Annotated in this window: 18 protein-coding genes and 1 pseudogene; 11 read left to right on the plus strand and 8 right to left on the minus strand. The window is 68.4% G+C overall.

The features are described 5' to 3' along the window. The first annotated feature begins 53 nt into the window (after positions 1–53). Entirely contained in the window at positions 54–188 is a 135-nt protein-coding gene (locus A8M77_RS37230) for a hypothetical protein (protein ID WP_272947435.1), read from the plus strand. On the opposite strand, the gene A8M77_RS12725 is transcribed toward A8M77_RS37230, so the two are convergent. Further along, a complete protein-coding gene (locus A8M77_RS12725; protein WP_086921863.1) occupies positions 153–356 on the minus strand; it encodes a DUF3606 domain-containing protein in 204 nt (67 codons plus the stop codon). The genes A8M77_RS37230 and A8M77_RS12725 overlap by 36 nt on opposite strands. 125 nt (positions 357–481) lie before the next feature. Next, complete coding sequence (locus A8M77_RS12730; protein ID WP_086921864.1) at positions 482–1,357, minus strand: LysR family transcriptional regulator; 876 nt, start codon at positions 1,355–1,357, stop codon at positions 482–484. Between the two features lie 135 nt (positions 1,358–1,492). Between A8M77_RS12730 and A8M77_RS12735 the strand changes: the two genes are divergently transcribed. Next, complete coding sequence (locus A8M77_RS12735; protein ID WP_086921865.1) at positions 1,493–2,482, plus strand: DMT family transporter; 990 nt, start codon at positions 1,493–1,495, stop codon at positions 2,480–2,482. A 24-nt stretch (positions 2,483–2,506) separates the two neighbouring features. On the opposite strand, the gene A8M77_RS12740 is transcribed toward A8M77_RS12735, so the two are convergent. Continuing rightward, positions 2,507–3,310 (minus strand): SDR family NAD(P)-dependent oxidoreductase, encoded by an 804-nt coding sequence (locus A8M77_RS12740; RefSeq protein WP_086921866.1) that lies wholly within the window; start codon positions 3,308–3,310, stop codon positions 2,507–2,509. A gap of 140 nt (positions 3,311–3,450) precedes the next feature. Here A8M77_RS12740 and A8M77_RS12745 point away from each other — a divergent pair, with 140 nt between their 5' ends. The 6 genes and pseudogenes from A8M77_RS12745 to A8M77_RS12770 all read left to right on the plus strand — a co-directional run bounded on the left by A8M77_RS12745 (position 3,451) and on the right by A8M77_RS12770 (position 7,840). Further along, on the plus strand, positions 3,451–4,407 hold the full coding sequence (locus A8M77_RS12745; RefSeq protein WP_086921867.1) for a GlxA family transcriptional regulator: 957 nt from the start codon (positions 3,451–3,453) through the stop codon (positions 4,405–4,407). 145 nt (positions 4,408–4,552) lie between these two features. Further along, complete coding sequence (locus A8M77_RS12750) at positions 4,553–6,400, plus strand: esterase/lipase family protein (RefSeq protein WP_086921868.1); 1,848 nt, start codon at positions 4,553–4,555, stop codon at positions 6,398–6,400. A 79-nt stretch (positions 6,401–6,479) separates the two neighbouring features. Further along, positions 6,480–6,743 (plus strand): helix-turn-helix domain-containing protein, encoded by a 264-nt coding sequence (locus A8M77_RS12755; RefSeq protein ID WP_086921869.1) that lies wholly within the window; start codon positions 6,480–6,482, stop codon positions 6,741–6,743. A gap of 77 nt (positions 6,744–6,820) precedes the next feature. Further along, positions 6,821–7,098: pseudogene (locus tag A8M77_RS12760) on the plus strand (transposase); the annotation flags it as partial. 119 nt (positions 7,099–7,217) lie between these two features. Next, the gene (locus A8M77_RS12765) at positions 7,218–7,439 is read left to right on the plus strand and encodes an AbrB/MazE/SpoVT family DNA-binding domain-containing protein (RefSeq protein ID WP_086921870.1); all 222 of its coding nucleotides are present in this window, start codon (positions 7,218–7,220) and stop codon (positions 7,437–7,439) included. Then, positions 7,439–7,840, plus strand: coding sequence for a PIN domain-containing protein (locus tag A8M77_RS12770; protein WP_086921871.1), 402 nt, complete (start codon positions 7,439–7,441; stop codon positions 7,838–7,840). The genes A8M77_RS12765 and A8M77_RS12770 overlap by 1 nt, the downstream gene beginning before the upstream one ends. Positions 7,841–8,251: 411 nt before the next feature. Here A8M77_RS12770 and A8M77_RS12780 read toward each other — a convergent pair whose 3' ends face one another. Then, a complete protein-coding gene (locus A8M77_RS12780) occupies positions 8,252–9,814 on the minus strand; it encodes a serine hydrolase (protein WP_086921873.1) in 1,563 nt (520 codons plus the stop codon). Positions 9,815–9,832: 18 nt separating this feature from the next. Then, positions 9,833–10,069, minus strand: a complete 237-nt coding sequence (locus tag A8M77_RS12785) for a hypothetical protein (protein WP_086921874.1) — start codon at positions 10,067–10,069, stop codon at positions 9,833–9,835. A gap of 246 nt (positions 10,070–10,315) precedes the next feature. Between A8M77_RS12785 and A8M77_RS12790 the strand changes: the two genes are divergently transcribed. Both A8M77_RS12790 and A8M77_RS12795 read left to right on the plus strand, forming a co-directional pair. Beyond that, positions 10,316–10,540 (plus strand): hypothetical protein, encoded by a 225-nt coding sequence (locus tag A8M77_RS12790; RefSeq protein ID WP_086921875.1) that lies wholly within the window; start codon positions 10,316–10,318, stop codon positions 10,538–10,540. Between the two features lie 316 nt (positions 10,541–10,856). After that, positions 10,857–11,864, plus strand: a complete 1,008-nt coding sequence (locus tag A8M77_RS12795) for an extracellular catalytic domain type 1 short-chain-length polyhydroxyalkanoate depolymerase (protein WP_086921876.1) — start codon at positions 10,857–10,859, stop codon at positions 11,862–11,864. 9 nt (positions 11,865–11,873) lie between these two features. Here the strand turns inward: A8M77_RS12795 and A8M77_RS12800 are convergent, their stop codons facing one another. Next, a complete protein-coding gene (locus A8M77_RS12800; protein ID WP_086921877.1) occupies positions 11,874–12,374 on the minus strand; it encodes a hypothetical protein in 501 nt (166 codons plus the stop codon). Positions 12,375–12,383: 9 nt separating this feature from the next. Continuing rightward, positions 12,384–12,815, minus strand: a complete 432-nt coding sequence (locus A8M77_RS37375) for a hypothetical protein (RefSeq protein WP_158100920.1) — start codon at positions 12,813–12,815, stop codon at positions 12,384–12,386. Positions 12,816–12,844: 29 nt separating this feature from the next. Here A8M77_RS37375 and A8M77_RS12810 point away from each other — a divergent pair, with 29 nt between their 5' ends. Then, positions 12,845–13,954, plus strand: coding sequence for a zinc-binding metallopeptidase family protein (locus tag A8M77_RS12810; RefSeq protein ID WP_086921879.1), 1,110 nt, complete (start codon positions 12,845–12,847; stop codon positions 13,952–13,954). A gap of 98 nt (positions 13,955–14,052) precedes the next feature. Here the strand turns inward: A8M77_RS12810 and A8M77_RS12815 are convergent, their stop codons facing one another. Continuing rightward, entirely contained in the window at positions 14,053–15,066 is a 1,014-nt protein-coding gene (locus A8M77_RS12815) for a patatin-like phospholipase family protein (protein ID WP_158100921.1), read from the minus strand. Between the last annotated feature and the right edge of the window lie 7 nt (positions 15,067–15,073).

Raw genomic sequence — 15,073 nt, forward strand, 5'->3', positions numbered from 1 at the left:
CGCCGGCACCAGAATGGGCCATCGAGCCCACGGCCCTCACGAAGGAGACGCGCATGAAGCTACGAATTCTCTGCATCGCGCTGGCATCCCTCGCCCTCGCAGCGCTCACCGGCTGCGACCCCAAGCCGCAGCCGCCCAAGGCACAGCTGAATTCAGCAGCCCAGGTGGTCGCGCACGTCCTGCACTGAGCTGCCGACCGCGGCCACGGCCAGCCGCAGTTCGGTCTCGGTCACGCCCAGCGCCTCGGTCCAGTAGTCGATGTCGCGCGGATCGGTGACGTCGATGCTGCGCTCTGTCGCCGAGTCGGCGATCGGGGGAATGAACAGGCGGGCGGGTGAGGTAGCGGGTGTGGTCATGACGTCCTGCGCGGGCAAAGTGGAAGTGGTCGGTTTCGGGGCATAGCCTGCCCGCGTCCCAGGGTCCGCCGCGTAGGAAAAGCCTGCATCGTCCTACCCGTCGCAGGCGGACGCGGCCGACGGGCTCAGGCCCAGGCTTCCATCACCGCCGTGCGCACTGCATCCACCGCCGCCGCGCGCCGGCCCTCCGCCTCCACCCAGCACAGCCAGGTGTGGGCGCGCCAGCCGGGCCAGATCCTGAGCTCCCCATTGCGTTCCGCCTGCAGCGCCTGGTCGTGGCGCATCACGCCGGGCCCGAGCCCGCTGGCCACCATGCTGCGGATCGTGCCCTCGCTGTCGGCGGTGCGGCCCGGCCGGTATTCGCGGCCGGCGCTGGCGAACAGGCCGTCCAGGTGCTTGCGCATCACGCAGGAATTGGGCGTGCCCACCCAGCTGAGACCGGTGAGCTCGTCCAGCGTCAGCGCCGGATGCGCCTCGGCCAGCGGCACCGGCAAAGCCACCACCAGGTCCACGACGCCCAGGCGGTGCACCGCCAGGCCCTCGATCGCCTCCGCGTCGCCCAGCGCATAGGCGCAGTCCAGCTCGCCGCGCTGCACCGCCGCCAGGGTCTGGTGCGACAGGCCCTGCTGCAGCTGCAGCGACACCTGCGGATGCCGCTCGGCCAGCTTCACCAGCACCTCGCCCAGCCGCAAGGCGACCGGGTCCACCACCGTGCCGAAGCGCACCACGCCCTGCGCCTGGCCGCGGATCTGCTCGGCCGCCGAGCGCATGCGCGTGGCCGAGGCCAGGGTGCGCTCGGCCTCCTCCAGCAGGGTCAGGCCGGCCTCGGTCGGCGTCATGCCGCGCGGCGTGCGATCGAAGAGCCTCACGCCCAGTTCGTCCTCCAGCGCCTTGAGCTGCGCGCTGACTGCCGGGGCGCTGGTGAAAACACGCTCGGCGGCCCGGGTCAGGCTGCCCTCGCGGGCGATGGCGACGAAGGTCTTGAGTTGGTACAGCTCCATGGCCCGGATTGTGGGCGCGCGCCCGGGCACACGCCATTCGCAAATCCGGAGACCCCCGTCCAAAGAAACGAATGGTCATCGGGGCGGCCCGCACCCATTCTTCGGGCATCGATTTCACGTCTCCGGATGCCTTCCATGCCCGTTTCCTCCTCCCCGCTCGGCATCGCCGCGCTGCTCGCCGCCACCTCCGCCTGGGGCGGCATGTTCCTCGTCGGCCAGGGCGTGCTGCGGCACGTCGATCCCTTCTGGCTCACGCTGATCCGCTACACCCTGTCGGCCCTGCTCTTCGCGGCCCTGCTGCTGCCGCGCGGCGCGGCGCCCTGGCGCAAGCTGCGCGCACACGCCGGGCCGCTGGCGCTGCGCGGCGTGGCGGGCTTCGGCGTCTTCAGCGTCATGCTGCTGGTGGGCCTGGCCCATTCGGTGCCCTCGCACGGCGCCATCCTCATGGCGACCACGCCCATCACGACCCAGCTGCTGCGCTGGGCGCTGGATGGCGCGCGGCCCACGCGGAGCACGCTGCTCGCCAGCGCGATGGCGCTGGCCGGCGTGGTGATCGTCTCCGGCGTGCTGGAGCCCGCGCACGGCGCGCAGGGCGGCGCCTCCACCGCGTTCGGCGACGCGATCGCCTTCGCCGGCACGCTCGGCTGGGTCTGGTACACGCGCGGCGCCGCCCGCTTCGCCGGCACCCTGGACGTGGTCGAGTACAGCGCGCTGACCGTGCTGGCCGCCTGGCCGCTGCTGCTGCTCGGGGCGCTCGGCGCGACCGCCGTCGGCCTGGCCGCGCCGCCGGCCGTCCCGGGGCTGCAGCTCGCCTGGCAGGGCCTGCTGTACATCGGCGTGGTGTCGTCGGCCATCGCGGTGCTGGCCTACAACTACGGCGTCCGCAGCATGGGCGCGGTATCGGCCACGGCCTTCCTGAACTTCGTGCCGGTGTCGGCGCTCCTGCTGAGCCTGGCGCTGGGCCGGCTGCCCTCGGGGCACGAGCTCGCGGGCATGGCGCTGGTGGTCGGCGGGCTGCTGCTGCACACCGCCGGTGCGCGGGCTGGCGCCGCCGCTGCGCAGGTCGCTCCTGTCCCGGCCCTGCCGCACGCGCGATCCGGCGGTCCCTGCGGCGCGGCCTCCTGACGTCGCTGCCGTGCGGCGGACAGGTCAGCCCGCGGCGTAGCGCGGCGCGACCTTCGCGCTCGACAGCCGGCCCGACATGGCCCGGCGCGCGCCCTCGTAGGCCTCCCAGTCCGCCGCATCCTGCAGGGACGGGATGGTGACCGTCTCGCCCCGATCGAAACCCGTCAGCGCGGCGTCGACCAGATCGTCCGCCGTCATCACGATCTCGCTGGGCAGGTGGGAGACGGGCACACCGGCGATGTCCCAGAACTCGGTGGCGGTGGCGCCCGGCAACACGGTCTGGATCCGCACGCCCCGGCCCGCCAGCTCGTGCTGCAGCGAGTGGCCCAGCGCCAGCACGTAGGCCTTGCTGGCACCGTAGACGCCGTTCAGGGTCTCCGGCGAGATGGCGACGATGGACGCGATGTTCACGATCGACGCGCCCGGGCGCTTCAGGAAGACCGGCACCGCTGCGTAGGTCAGGCGGGTCAGCGTGTTCACGTTCAGCGCGAGCATGGCTTCCATCTTGTCGATGTCCGAGTCGACCAGCGGCGCGGTGGCGCCCAGTCCGGCATTGTTGACCAGCATGGTGATGCGCTCGTCGCTGCGCAGCCGCTCTTCCACGCGCGCCACGTCGTGCGGGTGGGTCAGGTCGGCGACCAGCGTCTCGACACGGCGGCCGGTCTGGGTGCCGAGCCGGTCGGCCAGCGCCTGCAGGCGCTCGCGGTTGCGGGCGACCAGCACCAGGTCGTGGCCGCGGCGAGCGAGGCGATCGGCGTAGATGGCGCCGATGCCGGAGGAAGCGCCCGTGATGAGGGCGGTGCCCAGGGGGGTGGAAGAGGGGGTCATGGCGATCGATCCTTTGGTTGGAGGTCTGCACGTCGAATGGCCGACGGCTGATCTCCAGTTTGGGCTCGACCACCATGGCTTGAATGACATATTTGCCACCTTTCAAGACATGGTTGTCCCTTCCCGCGTACCCTCCCGGCATGAAAACCGTCGCCATGCTGGTCTTTCCGGGCTTCCAGATCCTGGACCTGGCCGCCATCGCCGCCTTCGAACTCGCCAACGCGCAGTTGGCCGAGCCGCTCTACCGCGTCGAGCTGCTGTCCGAGACGGGCGGGCTGGTGGCGAGTTCCAGCGGCGCGATGGTCGACACCCGGCGCTTCACGCAGGCGCGCTTCGACACGGTGGTGATGACCGGCGCACTCATCGCCACCAGCGCGACGCCGCGGCTGTGCCGCTTCCTGAATTCGGCATTGCGCCGCGCGCGGCGCGTCGCCAGCATCTGCACCGGCGCTTTCGCGCTGGCCGAGGCCGGCCTGCTCGATGGCCGGCGCGCCACCACGCACTGGGGCTTCGCGCAGGCGCTGCAGCAACGCCACCCCGCCGTGCGGGTGGAGCCCGACCGCATCTTCATCCAGGACGGACCGGTCTGGACCTCCGCCGGCATGACCGCCTGCATCGACCTGGTGCTGGCCATGGTGGAGCAGGACCTGGGCGCGCCGGCCGCGCGCGCGGTCGCAAGGAAGATGGTGGTCTATTACCGGCGCCCCGGGGGCCAGTCCCAGTTCTCCGCCCTGCTGGAGCTGGAGCCCAAGTCGGACCGCATCCAGCGCACGCTGAGCCACGCGCGCGCCAACCTGCGCGATGCACTGTCGGTGGAGGACCTGGCCGAGGTCGCCCACCTGAGCCCGCGCCAGTTCAGCCGTGCCTTCAAGGCCGAAACCGGGCAGTCGCCCGCGCACGCGGTCGAACACCTCCGCGTGGAGGCGGCCCGCGGCCTGATCGAGACCGGTGATCTCACGCTCGGCGTGATCGCGCGGGAAGCCGGCTTCGGCGATCCCGAGCGCATGCGCCGCGCCTTCCTGCGCACCCTGGGCCAGCCGCCGCAGAGCCTGCGCCGCGGCGCGCGGCAGCGGCCGGAGCTGGCACTGGCCGCCTGAAACCCGCCCGAGGCTGAGCGCACCCGGCCCCTTGCGCCCCCGCCGCAGCCACGTAGCATTCCGCCTGGACAAAAAGTCAGCGTGCACCGCCAGGCCGGCTCGGCCGCGGATGCACGCCACAACAACCATCGAACGAGGAGCGAGGATGCTGCTGCGTGTGCTGCGTCTCTGGCTGGCCGCGCTGGCGGCCGGCGTCCTGCTGCCGGGCTGCGGCGGCGAACCCCAGGCCGTCACCCCCATCGACCCCGGCAAGGACGCTACCACCCTGATCGTGCTGTTCCACGGCTTCGATCGGGAACAGGAGGATCTGCTGCCCCTGAGGAAGCTGTTGCGCGAGCAGTTCCCGGCCGCCGACATCCTGCCGCTGGACCTGCCCTTCGCCCTGCTCTCCACCGCGCGGCCCGCCGACGTGGTGGCGCGGGCGCTGGCGCGCATCGACCAGGCCTGGAGCGACCGGAAGGCGAGTGGCGGGCCCTACCAGCACATCCTCCTCGTCGGACACAGCATGGGCGCCTTGTATGCGCGCAAGGTCTACGCGGCGGCCAACGGATCGAAGCCGGGCGCGCCCTTCGAGCCCGACCTGGCCGAGACCCTTGCCGCGCTGGGCGCGCCGGGTATCGACAAGGAACGCGACTGGGCCCGCCAGGTCGACCGGCTGGTGCTGCTCGCGGGCATGAACCGCGGCTGGACCATCTCGCACCACATGAGCCTGCAGCGCGCGCTCTACATGAGCGCGGGCAGCGCGCTGGGCGATGCGATGGGCGCCTTCGGCAAGCCGCCCATCGTGTTCTCCGCGCGCCGCGGCGCGCCCTTCATCACGCAGCTGCGGCTGCAATGGCTGGAGATGCGCACCGGCCTGCCGCACGACCAGCCGCCGGGCCGGCGCGCCACCCGCTGCCGCACCGGCCCGCCGGTGCCGGGCGGCGCCTGCGTGGTCCAGCTGCTGGGCACCAAGGACGACCTGGTCCCGCCGGACGACAACATCGACCTCATCACCGGCGACGACTTCGTCTACCTCGACGTGCCGCGGTCCGGCCATGCCGACGTGGTCGAGGTGGCCGACCCGGAACATGGCGCCGGGCGCGCCCGGGTCCTCCTCGACGCCCTGACGAAAAGCGAGTTCGGCGACGCCGCCGTGCAGCCCGTCGGCAAGGCGCCGGTGACCGACCCCACGGTGAAAGACGTGGTCTTCGTCATGCACGGCATCCGCGACGAGGGCTACTGGACCGAGAAAATCGCGCGCCGCATCGTCCACATGGGGCGCGAGAGGAAGCTGCCCCTGATCGCGACCGAAACCTCGAGCTACGGCTACTTCCCCATGTTCTCCTTCCTGCGGCCTGGCGCGCGGCAGGAGAAGGTCGAATGGCTGATGGACCGCTACACCGAGGCCAAGGCCCAGTACCCCGCGGCCGCCTTCTCCTACGTGGGCCACAGCCATGGCACCTACCTGATCGCCAAGGCGCTGGAAGACTACCCGGCCGTGCGCTTCAAGAACGTGGCCTTCGCCGGCAGCGTGGTCCACCGCGACTACGGCTGGCCCGAGCTGATCCGCCAGGGCCGTGTGTCCCGGGTGCTGAACTTCCTGGCCTCCGCGGACTGGGTGGTGGCCTGGTTCCCGAACGCGCTGCAGGAGGTGGGCATCCAGGACCTGGGCAGCGCCGGCCACGACGGCTTCCGGCTGAACCCCGAGGTCAACACCCGGCGCGCGGCCGGCGGCCACAGCGCCGCGCTGGACGAAGGCTGGTGGGACACCATCGCGGGCTTCGTCCTGACCGGCCAGTACCAGGAACCGCACGGCGTGCGCATCGTCGACAAGGCCGACGGCTGGGTGCGCTACCCCGCCTACGCTGCCTGGGCCATCTGGATCCTGATCGCCGTGGTGCTGCTGTGGATCCTGCGCCGCCTGCTGCGCTGGCGCGTGCGGGAATGGGTCAAGACGCTGGCGGTGGTGGGCTACGCGGCCCTGGTCTGGACGGTGCTGACCCGCTTCTAGCGCCCGGAGGCAGGCAGACCCAACGATTCAGTGCAAAAGCAAGTCATTGTGACTTAAACGCGGCTGACTTAAAAGCATCATGTGGCGAAACTGCGGCGCAGTGTCTCGCCCAGCCAACTCCGCACAGCTCAACGATCTCTCGGCAAGAGAGGTGCTCGCCGCCAACCTCATCCGATTGAGAGCAGAACGAGGGTGGTCTCAGGAAGCTCTTGCCCTTGAGGCTGGGCTGCACAGGACGTTTGTGGCCCACGTCGAGCGACAGGCCCGAAACATCTCGCTGGACAATCTCGAACGCTTGGCTCTTGCTTTGGAGGTTGCGCCTTACAAGTTGCTCAAGCGGTGATACCGACCGCTGTTTCCTTCTTGCAATCACTCCCCGTGGCTTGAACGATGCGCTGAGGGAAGCGGATGGTTCGACCAGGACAACGGGCCGTCTTCAGGTTCAGCACTGTGGAGAAGAACGGCCTGCATGCACGCCTGTATTGGACCAGCGCCTGCCCAAGTTGCCCGCTGAAGCCGCAGTGCACACACCCAGTGCCTATCGGCGAGTGCGGCGATGGGAGCACGAGGCGGTGCTCGAGCGCGCGCAGCAGCGCCTGGATCGCAAGCCCGATGCGATGACGTTACGTCGGCGAACGGTCGAGCACGTATTCGGCACGCTCAAGCACTGGATGGGGTCGACCCGCTTCCTCACCCAGAAGCCGACGCTGAGGTAGCCGGTCAGAATCGCTCCAGAGCAATCCTCGGGCGGACGGCAACAAGAAACCAGCGTCGCCCTGCCGGATGCATTACAATTGGTTTAAAAGTAAGGATCGCTATGACTGAATCCACCATTACTGCCAAAGGCCAAACGACGGTTCCCGCAGACGTGAGGGCGCTCGTGCATGCCAAGCCTGGAACCCGGTTGGTCTGGTCCGTAACGCCAGACGGCACGATCATCGTTCGGGCAAAGACAAAATCTATCCTCGACATGGCCGGAATGCTGAAGACTCCGAAGCGCAAGCGGGTTGCCGTCGAAGAGATGAACCCCTGGCGCTGATGCCCGCGCTCGACACCAACGTCTTGGTGCGCTATGTCGTGCAAGACGACGAGGCGCAGTTGGCCTCGGCGAGACGGCTCATCCATAGGTGCGTAGCCGAAGGCCAGACGCTTTTTGTCCCGGTGACGGTCACGCTCGAGCTCGAATGGGTTCTTCGCGCCAGCTTTGAATATGAAAAGGATGAGGTGATGGAGGCGCTGTCGAACCTGTTCTCGACGGCCGAACTTGCCTTTGAGTCAGAGCGAGCCCTTGAAGTGGCACTGCAGCTGTACCGCAACGGTCTAGCCGACTTCGCTGATTGCCTGCACATCGCCCTGGCGGCACAGGCCGGAGAGGAGCCGTTGTGGACGTTCGACAAGCGTGCGGCCAAGGTGAGCGGCGCGCAGCAGATGGCCCGGTGACGGCCAGGACCGGACCTTTGCGGCGCACGCCCAACAACGTCGCCTTAACGAGGCTGAGGCGCGTGGACGAATCGGCAGCTTGTGTGACGGACGCCGAGGAAGCCGCGATTCGTTTCGTGACGTACGCGGCTTCCAACCGCGCCAAGACACTGGACCTGCTGAACTGGGTATCGCTCAATCGATACCGCCAACGGGTTCAGCAGCTCATGGACGACCAGTATGCGCCGGGGTCGTCACCGTCAGGGACTTTGACAAGGAAGAGCGTGGCACCAACCTGGTCAAGCACTAGGGTGCGCGGGTCGAAGATGGCAAGCGCTTCATGCCATTCCAGGTCTGGGACTTTCAGGGCGACCACTACGACCTGTCCTTCTTCGTTGTCGAAGAAGGCTTGAGCACTGGCCGACAACGCGATCAGCCGCCGCGCTGGAAAGTCCCGAGCTTCTCGTGGTCGTAGTACTCCAGCGTCACGCGATCGCCCGCGAAGCTGGCCTTCGAGAGCGTGCCCGGCGCGGCGTTCTCGTTGAAGAGCGTGAAGGTGAAGACGTCCCCATCCCAGTGCGTCAGCGGAATCCGCAGTGGCGCCGGCCCCAGCACCAGCGTCAGCCCGCCCGCTTCCTGGACCACCTGCAGCGGGCCGTGGTATGCGTTGCCGTAGGTCCCGGCATAGGCCGACAGGCTCTGGGGCGGACGGGGTTGCGCGGGACGCGGCATGCCGACCAGCGAGCCTTCGGGCGCGGACATCGCATCGAAGGCCGGCGTGACGATCTGCTTCCAAGGCCGCTGGATCGCGCCGAACTGCACCAGGTCGAAGAACTGCAGCCCCAGGATTTCCGGCACCCCGATCGGCGACGCATTGGTCAGCGCCACGATGCCGACCCCGGTGGCCGGCACGACCATGAAGGCTGTCCCCGTGCCCAGCAGAAAGCCGCCGGAGTGGCTGAACGAGGGCAGCCCGACCGCCGTGGTGCCGACGTTGAAGCCGTAGCCGTAGTGGCCCGCCGGCCGCTCGCCGCTGGCCGGCGAACTCAGGGCCTGCGGCGACACCGCGGGGGCCAACGCATCGGCATCGACGATGCGCCGGCCCTGGAAGGCGCCCCGGCCCAGCATCATCGACAGCCACCGGGCCACGTCGTTCACCGATGAGCTGATGCTCGCGGCAGGCGCCTGCGCGTCGGGCATGCGCACCGGTCCCGGCACGTAGGCGCCATTGACCTTGACGTGCCCCACCACCCGGTTGCTCCGCGCCTGGAAGTCGGCGAAGCGCGAACTCGTCCGGCTCATGCCCAGCGGCCGGTAGAGGGCCTGCTCCGACAGCGTCGCCCAGTCGGCGCCGGACGCAACGGCCACCGCGGCCGCGCCCCCGGTGAGCCCGAAGTTGGTGTAGTGGTAGGACTGGCGGAAGGTGTCGAGCGGCAGGTAGCGCAGGCGTCGCAGCACCTCCTGCTGGTCGTAGCCCATGTCCTCGAGCCGGTCGGCGGCATGGTCCGGCAAGCCGGAGCGATGCGCGTAGAGATCGCCGATCGTGAGCTGTGCGTTCACGGCGGGGTCGGAGAGTTCGAACCAGGGCAGATGCCTGCGCACGGGGGTGTCCCACGCGACCGCCCCCGCCCCGACCTGGTGCGCCACCACCGTGGCCCCCAGCGACTTGGACACCGACGCCAGCTGGAACACCGTATCGGCATCGACCGGCGCGTTCGTGCCGGCAACCCGCGTGCCGAAGCCCTTCGCGTAGACCACCTGGTCGCCGCGAACCACCGCGACGGCCATGCCGGGAAGGCCCGTGTCCGCCATCAGCGCCGTGGCCAGGCCGTCGAGCTGGGCAAGGGCGTTGCGCATCTTCGCCTCGTCGGCCGAAGCCGCCAGGCCCGCGCCACTGCGACCGCCTCCGCCACACCCTGGGAGCCCCAGCAACCCGCATGCCGCGAGACCGCCGCCGACGACGATGCGGCGGCGTTGCCGCCCTGCCGAATTCATGTCGCCCAGCGCGCTGCGTCAGGCGTAGTACGTGACCCGCCGACGCTGGTAGGACGTAGCGGCCAGGCGGTTCATCAGCTCCAGATCGCAGGCTTCCTCCGCCTGGCGCAGGCTGTGCGCGGCGCGTTGGACCACGTAGAGATCGAAGAGCGCGTCGACCGCAGCCTTCCAGGCTTCCGTCTCGGGCGCCGGTCGGGCCGGGACGACGATGCCGTTGCGGCGGAGGATGTCGACTTTGGAGACCGTGTCGAGCATGGGAGGCCTTCTGGTGGGTCGATGGAGCCGCTGCGGGGCGGTGCGTCCAGTCAATCTAGCAACCGGGGCGGCGTCCGGCATCGCCCACATGGCGTATGCACGTGTCGGACAAACGGACAGGGGCCGATGTCCGTTCGTTCAGGGGTGTGAACTTCTTGGTATATGTAGCGATTTTCTGAAAACCAAAGCACTCATAATGCACAAGAATTCGATCATCCGACCCATTACACAAGCACGCCACCAGTTATGCGAAGTGACATCGAATACCAAAAGCTGCTCGAGAAGTGCAGAGGCGCACGCGATGAAGGGCTGAGCACCCTTTCCAACGGGGAGCGGGTCGTCGCGGCCCTGGTGCTCAACCGGCCCGAGTGGCTGACCGAGATGGGCTACACCATGGCCGAGGCCGTGGACCGGATCGGCTTGATCAAGTGCTCCATGCTGCTGGAAGTGCAGCGCGATCTCGTTGCATAGCGCGGTTCACCCCCGCGCCACCGCCGGCCGATCGAGGCCCGTTCCTGCAGGGCAAGGCCGCCCTTCGGGTGTTCTCATTCGACGCTGCCGTCAGCGTAGGACACGGGCGACCTTCGATCGCGCCAAATGCTGCACCGCCGCAATGAGCAAATGGCCAGACTGTGATCCGATGGCCAATGGGTCACAGAGAGGCACCATGAACGATCCCAGGACCCCGAAGAACCCGTTGATGCGCAGGCGGCTCGGTTCCGCCCGCACGGCAACGAACGCGCTCCGCGGTCAATTGGCCGGTTCTGCGAAGCGCCGAAGGCGCTGAATGGCCAAGCGCAAGAAGGCCACCTGGACCGGGATCTTTGCACGCAGCGTCTCTGCGCTTTCTCGCATCGGCCTGCACGTGAACGCGCAGGTCGTCGATGGCGTGGTGAAGTCGGCGATCGACAAGCGCCGCCCGCCGGCCGGCGCAGGGCAATGGATTTCGGGCGTGGCGATGGGCGCGGCGGGAATGCGTCGCTTCAGGCTCTACCGGCCGCCCGGCGTCAAGCTTGGGGAGCGACTGCCGCTGATGGTCATGCTGCACGGTTGCTTGCAGGACGCCAAGAGCTTCGCAACCAGCACCCGGATGAACGGCATTGCGGCGCGCGAGCGATTCCTCGTGCTGTATCCGGAGCAAGACCGGGTGTCCAACGCGCAGGGCTGCTGGAACTGGTTCGACACGTCCGCCGGGCGGGCGTATGGCGAGGTCGCATTGATCATGAAGGCCATCGACCAGGTGTGCTTGATGTACCCGGTGGACCGCACGCGTGTCGCGGTCGCGGGGCTTTCAGCCGGCGCCAGCATGGCTGCGCTGCTGGTGAGCAGGCACCCGGAGCGCTTCAGGGCGGTCGTCATGCATTCGGGCATCCCGCCGGGGACAGCGCATTCAACCCTTTCCGCCATGGGCGCGATGGTGGGCCAGCGATCGACGAAGCCGCTGGTCGCGACGCCAGCGGCCCTGGCCGGAGCTTGGCCCCCGTTGATGGTGATCCACGGCGGCCTCGACCGGGTGGTGGCCTCCAGCAATGGGCAGGCGGCAGTGCAGGCATGGGCCGACGCGGCAGGCGCCACGGCCGTCAAGCAGCGCAGCGTGCAGAGGGGCAGCCGGTATCCGACGCGCATCACCGAGTTCAAACGCAGGGGAAGCACAGTGGCCAAGCTGGTCGAGATCGCGCGCCTCGGGCATGCATGGAGCGGCGGCGCAGCCAAGCAGCCCTACAGCGATGAGCGGGGTCCCGACGCGTCCCGCATGGCCTGGGTGTTTGCGGCAAAGCAGTTTCGGGCGCGATGAAGGGGTGGACTACTTCAGCTTGGCGTCTTCCCGCTTCGCCTCGGCCATGGCCTCCGGTTCCAGCTCTTCCGCGTAGCGATTGAGCCGCACGAAGAGCCCCCACCCGGCAAGGATCACGCCGACGGAGCACAGCGTCGCGGCGGCGTAGAGCAGCAGCGAAGGGGCTTCACGCGCCTTGAAGGTGGCAACCAGCGCTTCGACTGCGACTGCCACGACGATCACGACCATGAAGCGCGAAAGAAACCGTCGCACGCGGGTGGGTGCACTGATGTGCGCGTCACGGATGACCTCCTCTTCCGCGATGGTCTGGGAAATCTGCAATGCGACCACCGCAGCGGCCAGCAGGCCCATCGCCTCGATAATGGTTTCCGCCGATGAAGCGTCCAGCTCATTGACGAATGCCGCCCAGGCCATTCGCGCGGCGATCACGATCAGCATCACCGCGGCCATGGCGAAAAGGGCCGCCATGAAGGCATGGATCGCCGAATAGACGCCAAGCAGCAGTTTCATGGGGAGGGATCACAATGGATTGAGCAACCCCGATGGTCGCCGCATTGCCGATGCCGACATGTCAGCAGGGACCTCGCATGTCCTGGGCTGCAGACCGATACGTTGTGTGAGGTTTTCAATGCGTATGGCGTCCGATCCCACAAGACCACGGGCCAATCCCTCCGGCACTTGCCGGGACAGGCCGCCCACGATAGCGCTGCAAACACCGGAGATCGACATGTCCAACCCCTGGTTGAAGAAGAACCCATTCATGAGCATGTGGCTCAGCGCCGCCAACGCCGCCGCCGGCTCCGCGCGGGGCCGAATGACCGCGGAAGCAAGGCGCGCAGCCACCTCGGCCGCGTCCTCGGCGAGTTCAGAATGGATCAAGCTGTGGACCGCACCGCTCAAGCCGGCGCGCACGACACGCACCACGCGCGCCAGGAAGCGTCGTTGAAGCACGTGCAGCGCATCAGGACCGAAGGGCCGCCATGAAGCAGATGACCTGCTCGAAATGCTGCAATCGCGTTTTCTTCGAGAACCTGCGCTGCGAAGCTTGCGGTTCGACCCTCGGCTACGCGCCGGATGAGCAGCGCATGCTGGCCTTCGACGAACCGGGCGACGCCTCATGGCGCCGGCTGGGTCTGGAAGGCCCCGCGTACCGCCCGTGCGCCAATCGCAAGGCGAATGTGTGCAACTGGATGGTGCCCTCGGCCACCGGGCATCACCTTTGCCTGTCGTGCCGGACGACCCGCACGATTCCCGCACTGGCCAAGCCGGAAAACCACGGGTACTGGGCCGCGCTCGAACAGGCCAAGCGCCGCCTGTTCTACACGCTCATCGAGCTCGTGCTGCCGACGCCGAACAAGCTCGAAGACCCTGCCAACGGCCTGTCGTTCGAGTTTCTCGAGCAGGGGAGCCCGCAGGAGCATGTGCTCACCGGGCACGACGAAGGCGTCATCACGCTCAACATCGCCGAGGCGGACGATGCGCGCCGCGAGCACATCCGCCTGTCGATGCACGAGCCCAGCCGCACGCTGCTGGGTCACTTCCGCCATGAAATCGGGCACTATTACTGGGACCGACTGGTGCGCGGGACGCCGTGGATCGAAGAGTTCCGATCGCTCTTCGGCGATGAGCGCGCGGACTACGACGCGGCATTGAAGATCCACTATGCGTCGCCCGTCGCCGACTGGCCCCTGCGCTTCATCAGCGTCTACGCGAGTTCGCATCCGTGGGAGGACTGGGCCGAGACCTGGGCCCACTACCTGCACATGGTGGACGGTCTGGAAACTGCCGCCTCCTGGGGCACGCACCTGGAGCTGGCCGCGCCGTCCGGTCCGGCGCTGAAAGTACGCCCGGTCGACCTGAACGCCGAATCCATCCGCGCGCCCATCGTCGAACAATGGCTGCCGGTCTCGCAGTTCATCAACGCGATGGACCGCAGCCTCGGCGCACGCGACAGCTACCCCTTCATCGTCGTCCCGCCGGTGATCGAGAAGCTCGACTTCATCCACCGCGTGGTGCGGGCCGGAAGTGCAGGCCGCGTACCGATGAATTTCCTGCCGCGGGAAGTCGATGGTGCAATTGCCGGCTTCTAAAGTGGTTTGCAACGAACCCGAGGCCTGACCCTTGCTCGGCTGGGACCAGATCGACGCGCTTTCTCCAAAGGGGCCCGGTTGGGCGGCGCAGTGAAATATCAGCGAGAGGCCGCCGCGACCGCGGACTCCACCATGCGTCCACCCTCGATCAGCTCGAGGATCGCAGGCATCGCAGCCCGCGCCATGGTGTACCCCGCCAGAATCGCCTCGTCGCGTTCTGTGACGCTCTTCATGTCCTTGACGCTGACGCCAGGTGCGATGAGTACATCCGCCTCGGCCGTCTCCGCACGGCTCACGAGACAGGTCTGCGTCTGGGCGACCTTGGCGAGCGTCGTGAACAGCGAAGTTCCTGACGCGCGGGGGCTGTTGCAGTAGATGTCCACGCCGATCACCACGTCCGCGCCCAGGGCGCGTGCGAAGCGCACCGGAACAAGGCTGGAGATCCCGCCGTCGACGAGCGGACCACGCGGCGAATCGACGGGTTGCACGGCGCCGGGCACGGCCGCCGACGCGCGGACCGCCATGCCAGCATCGCCCTGGTCGATGAGAACGGCCTCGCCGGTATCGATGGCCGCGGCCACCGCTCCGAAGCGGCGCTGCATCGACTCGATGGGCGTGTGGCCTGCCATGGACGAGACCCATTGCGTCAGCGCATCGCCGCGCATGAAGGACGCGGTGCTGATGCGCCAGTCCGTGAGGCTGGAGACGTCGAGCGTCCCGGCCAGTTGCCTGATTTCCACCGGGGTCCGACCGCTGGCGTAGAACGCGCCGATGACGGCACCCGCCGAGGTGCCCGCCACGACCTCGATGTCGATACCGGCCTCCTCCAGGGCCTGCAGCACGCCGACGTGGGCGTAGCCGCGCAATCCACCGCCGCCGAGCGCGAGACCCACGACGGGTCGAGCGGAGCTCGCCCTGGCCTTGCGCGCCGTTTCGCTGCGCACTTCCTCGAGCGTTCGCACCGAAGACAACGCGGCAGCCCTTGTGCCGTGGAGGGACCCGCATCCGGCGATGAGCGCGGCCGCCATGGCGACGCCAGCCCATGCGAATCCGGATTTCCAGCGGCATGGGTTGGAGGTGCGGCACGCGCGCGCGGCGTGGGGCTGCTTCACTTGCATT

This window comes from Variovorax sp. JS1663 (assembly GCF_002157355.1).
Lineage (GTDB): Bacteria > Pseudomonadota > Gammaproteobacteria > Burkholderiales > Burkholderiaceae_C > Variovorax.

Coding starts and splice junctions, on each gene's coding strand:
- A8M77_RS12745 (WP_086921867.1), top strand. CDS start 3,451: ATGAAAACCGTCGCCATGCTGGTCTTTCCGGGCTTCCAGATCCTGGAC.
- A8M77_RS37230 (WP_272947435.1), top strand. CDS start 54: ATGAAGCTACGAATTCTCTGCATCGCGCTGGCATCCCTCGCCCTCGCA.
- A8M77_RS12800 (WP_086921877.1), bottom strand. CDS start 12,374: ATGAAACTGCTGCTTGGCGTCTATTCGGCGATCCATGCCTTCATGGCG.
- A8M77_RS12785 (WP_086921874.1), bottom strand. CDS start 10,069: ATGCTCGACACGGTCTCCAAAGTCGACATCCTCCGCCGCAACGGCATC.
- A8M77_RS12755 (WP_086921869.1), top strand. CDS start 6,480: ATGTGGCGAAACTGCGGCGCAGTGTCTCGCCCAGCCAACTCCGCACAG.
- A8M77_RS12765 (WP_086921870.1), top strand. CDS start 7,218: ATGACTGAATCCACCATTACTGCCAAAGGCCAAACGACGGTTCCCGCA.
- A8M77_RS12740 (WP_086921866.1), bottom strand. CDS start 3,310: ATGACCCCCTCTTCCACCCCCCTGGGCACCGCCCTCATCACGGGCGCT.
- A8M77_RS12795 (WP_086921876.1), top strand. CDS start 10,857: ATGGCCAAGCGCAAGAAGGCCACCTGGACCGGGATCTTTGCACGCAGC.
- A8M77_RS12770 (WP_086921871.1), top strand. CDS start 7,439: ATGCCCGCGCTCGACACCAACGTCTTGGTGCGCTATGTCGTGCAAGAC.
- A8M77_RS12780 (WP_086921873.1), bottom strand. CDS start 9,814: ATGAATTCGGCAGGGCGGCAACGCCGCCGCATCGTCGTCGGCGGCGGT.
- A8M77_RS12725 (WP_086921863.1), bottom strand. CDS start 356: ATGACCACACCCGCTACCTCACCCGCCCGCCTGTTCATTCCCCCGATC.
- A8M77_RS12735 (WP_086921865.1), top strand. CDS start 1,493: ATGCCCGTTTCCTCCTCCCCGCTCGGCATCGCCGCGCTGCTCGCCGCC.
- A8M77_RS12730 (WP_086921864.1), bottom strand. CDS start 1,357: ATGGAGCTGTACCAACTCAAGACCTTCGTCGCCATCGCCCGCGAGGGC.
- A8M77_RS12790 (WP_086921875.1), top strand. CDS start 10,316: ATGCGAAGTGACATCGAATACCAAAAGCTGCTCGAGAAGTGCAGAGGC.
- A8M77_RS12810 (WP_086921879.1), top strand. CDS start 12,845: ATGAAGCAGATGACCTGCTCGAAATGCTGCAATCGCGTTTTCTTCGAG.
- A8M77_RS12750 (WP_086921868.1), top strand. CDS start 4,553: ATGCTGCTGCGTGTGCTGCGTCTCTGGCTGGCCGCGCTGGCGGCCGGC.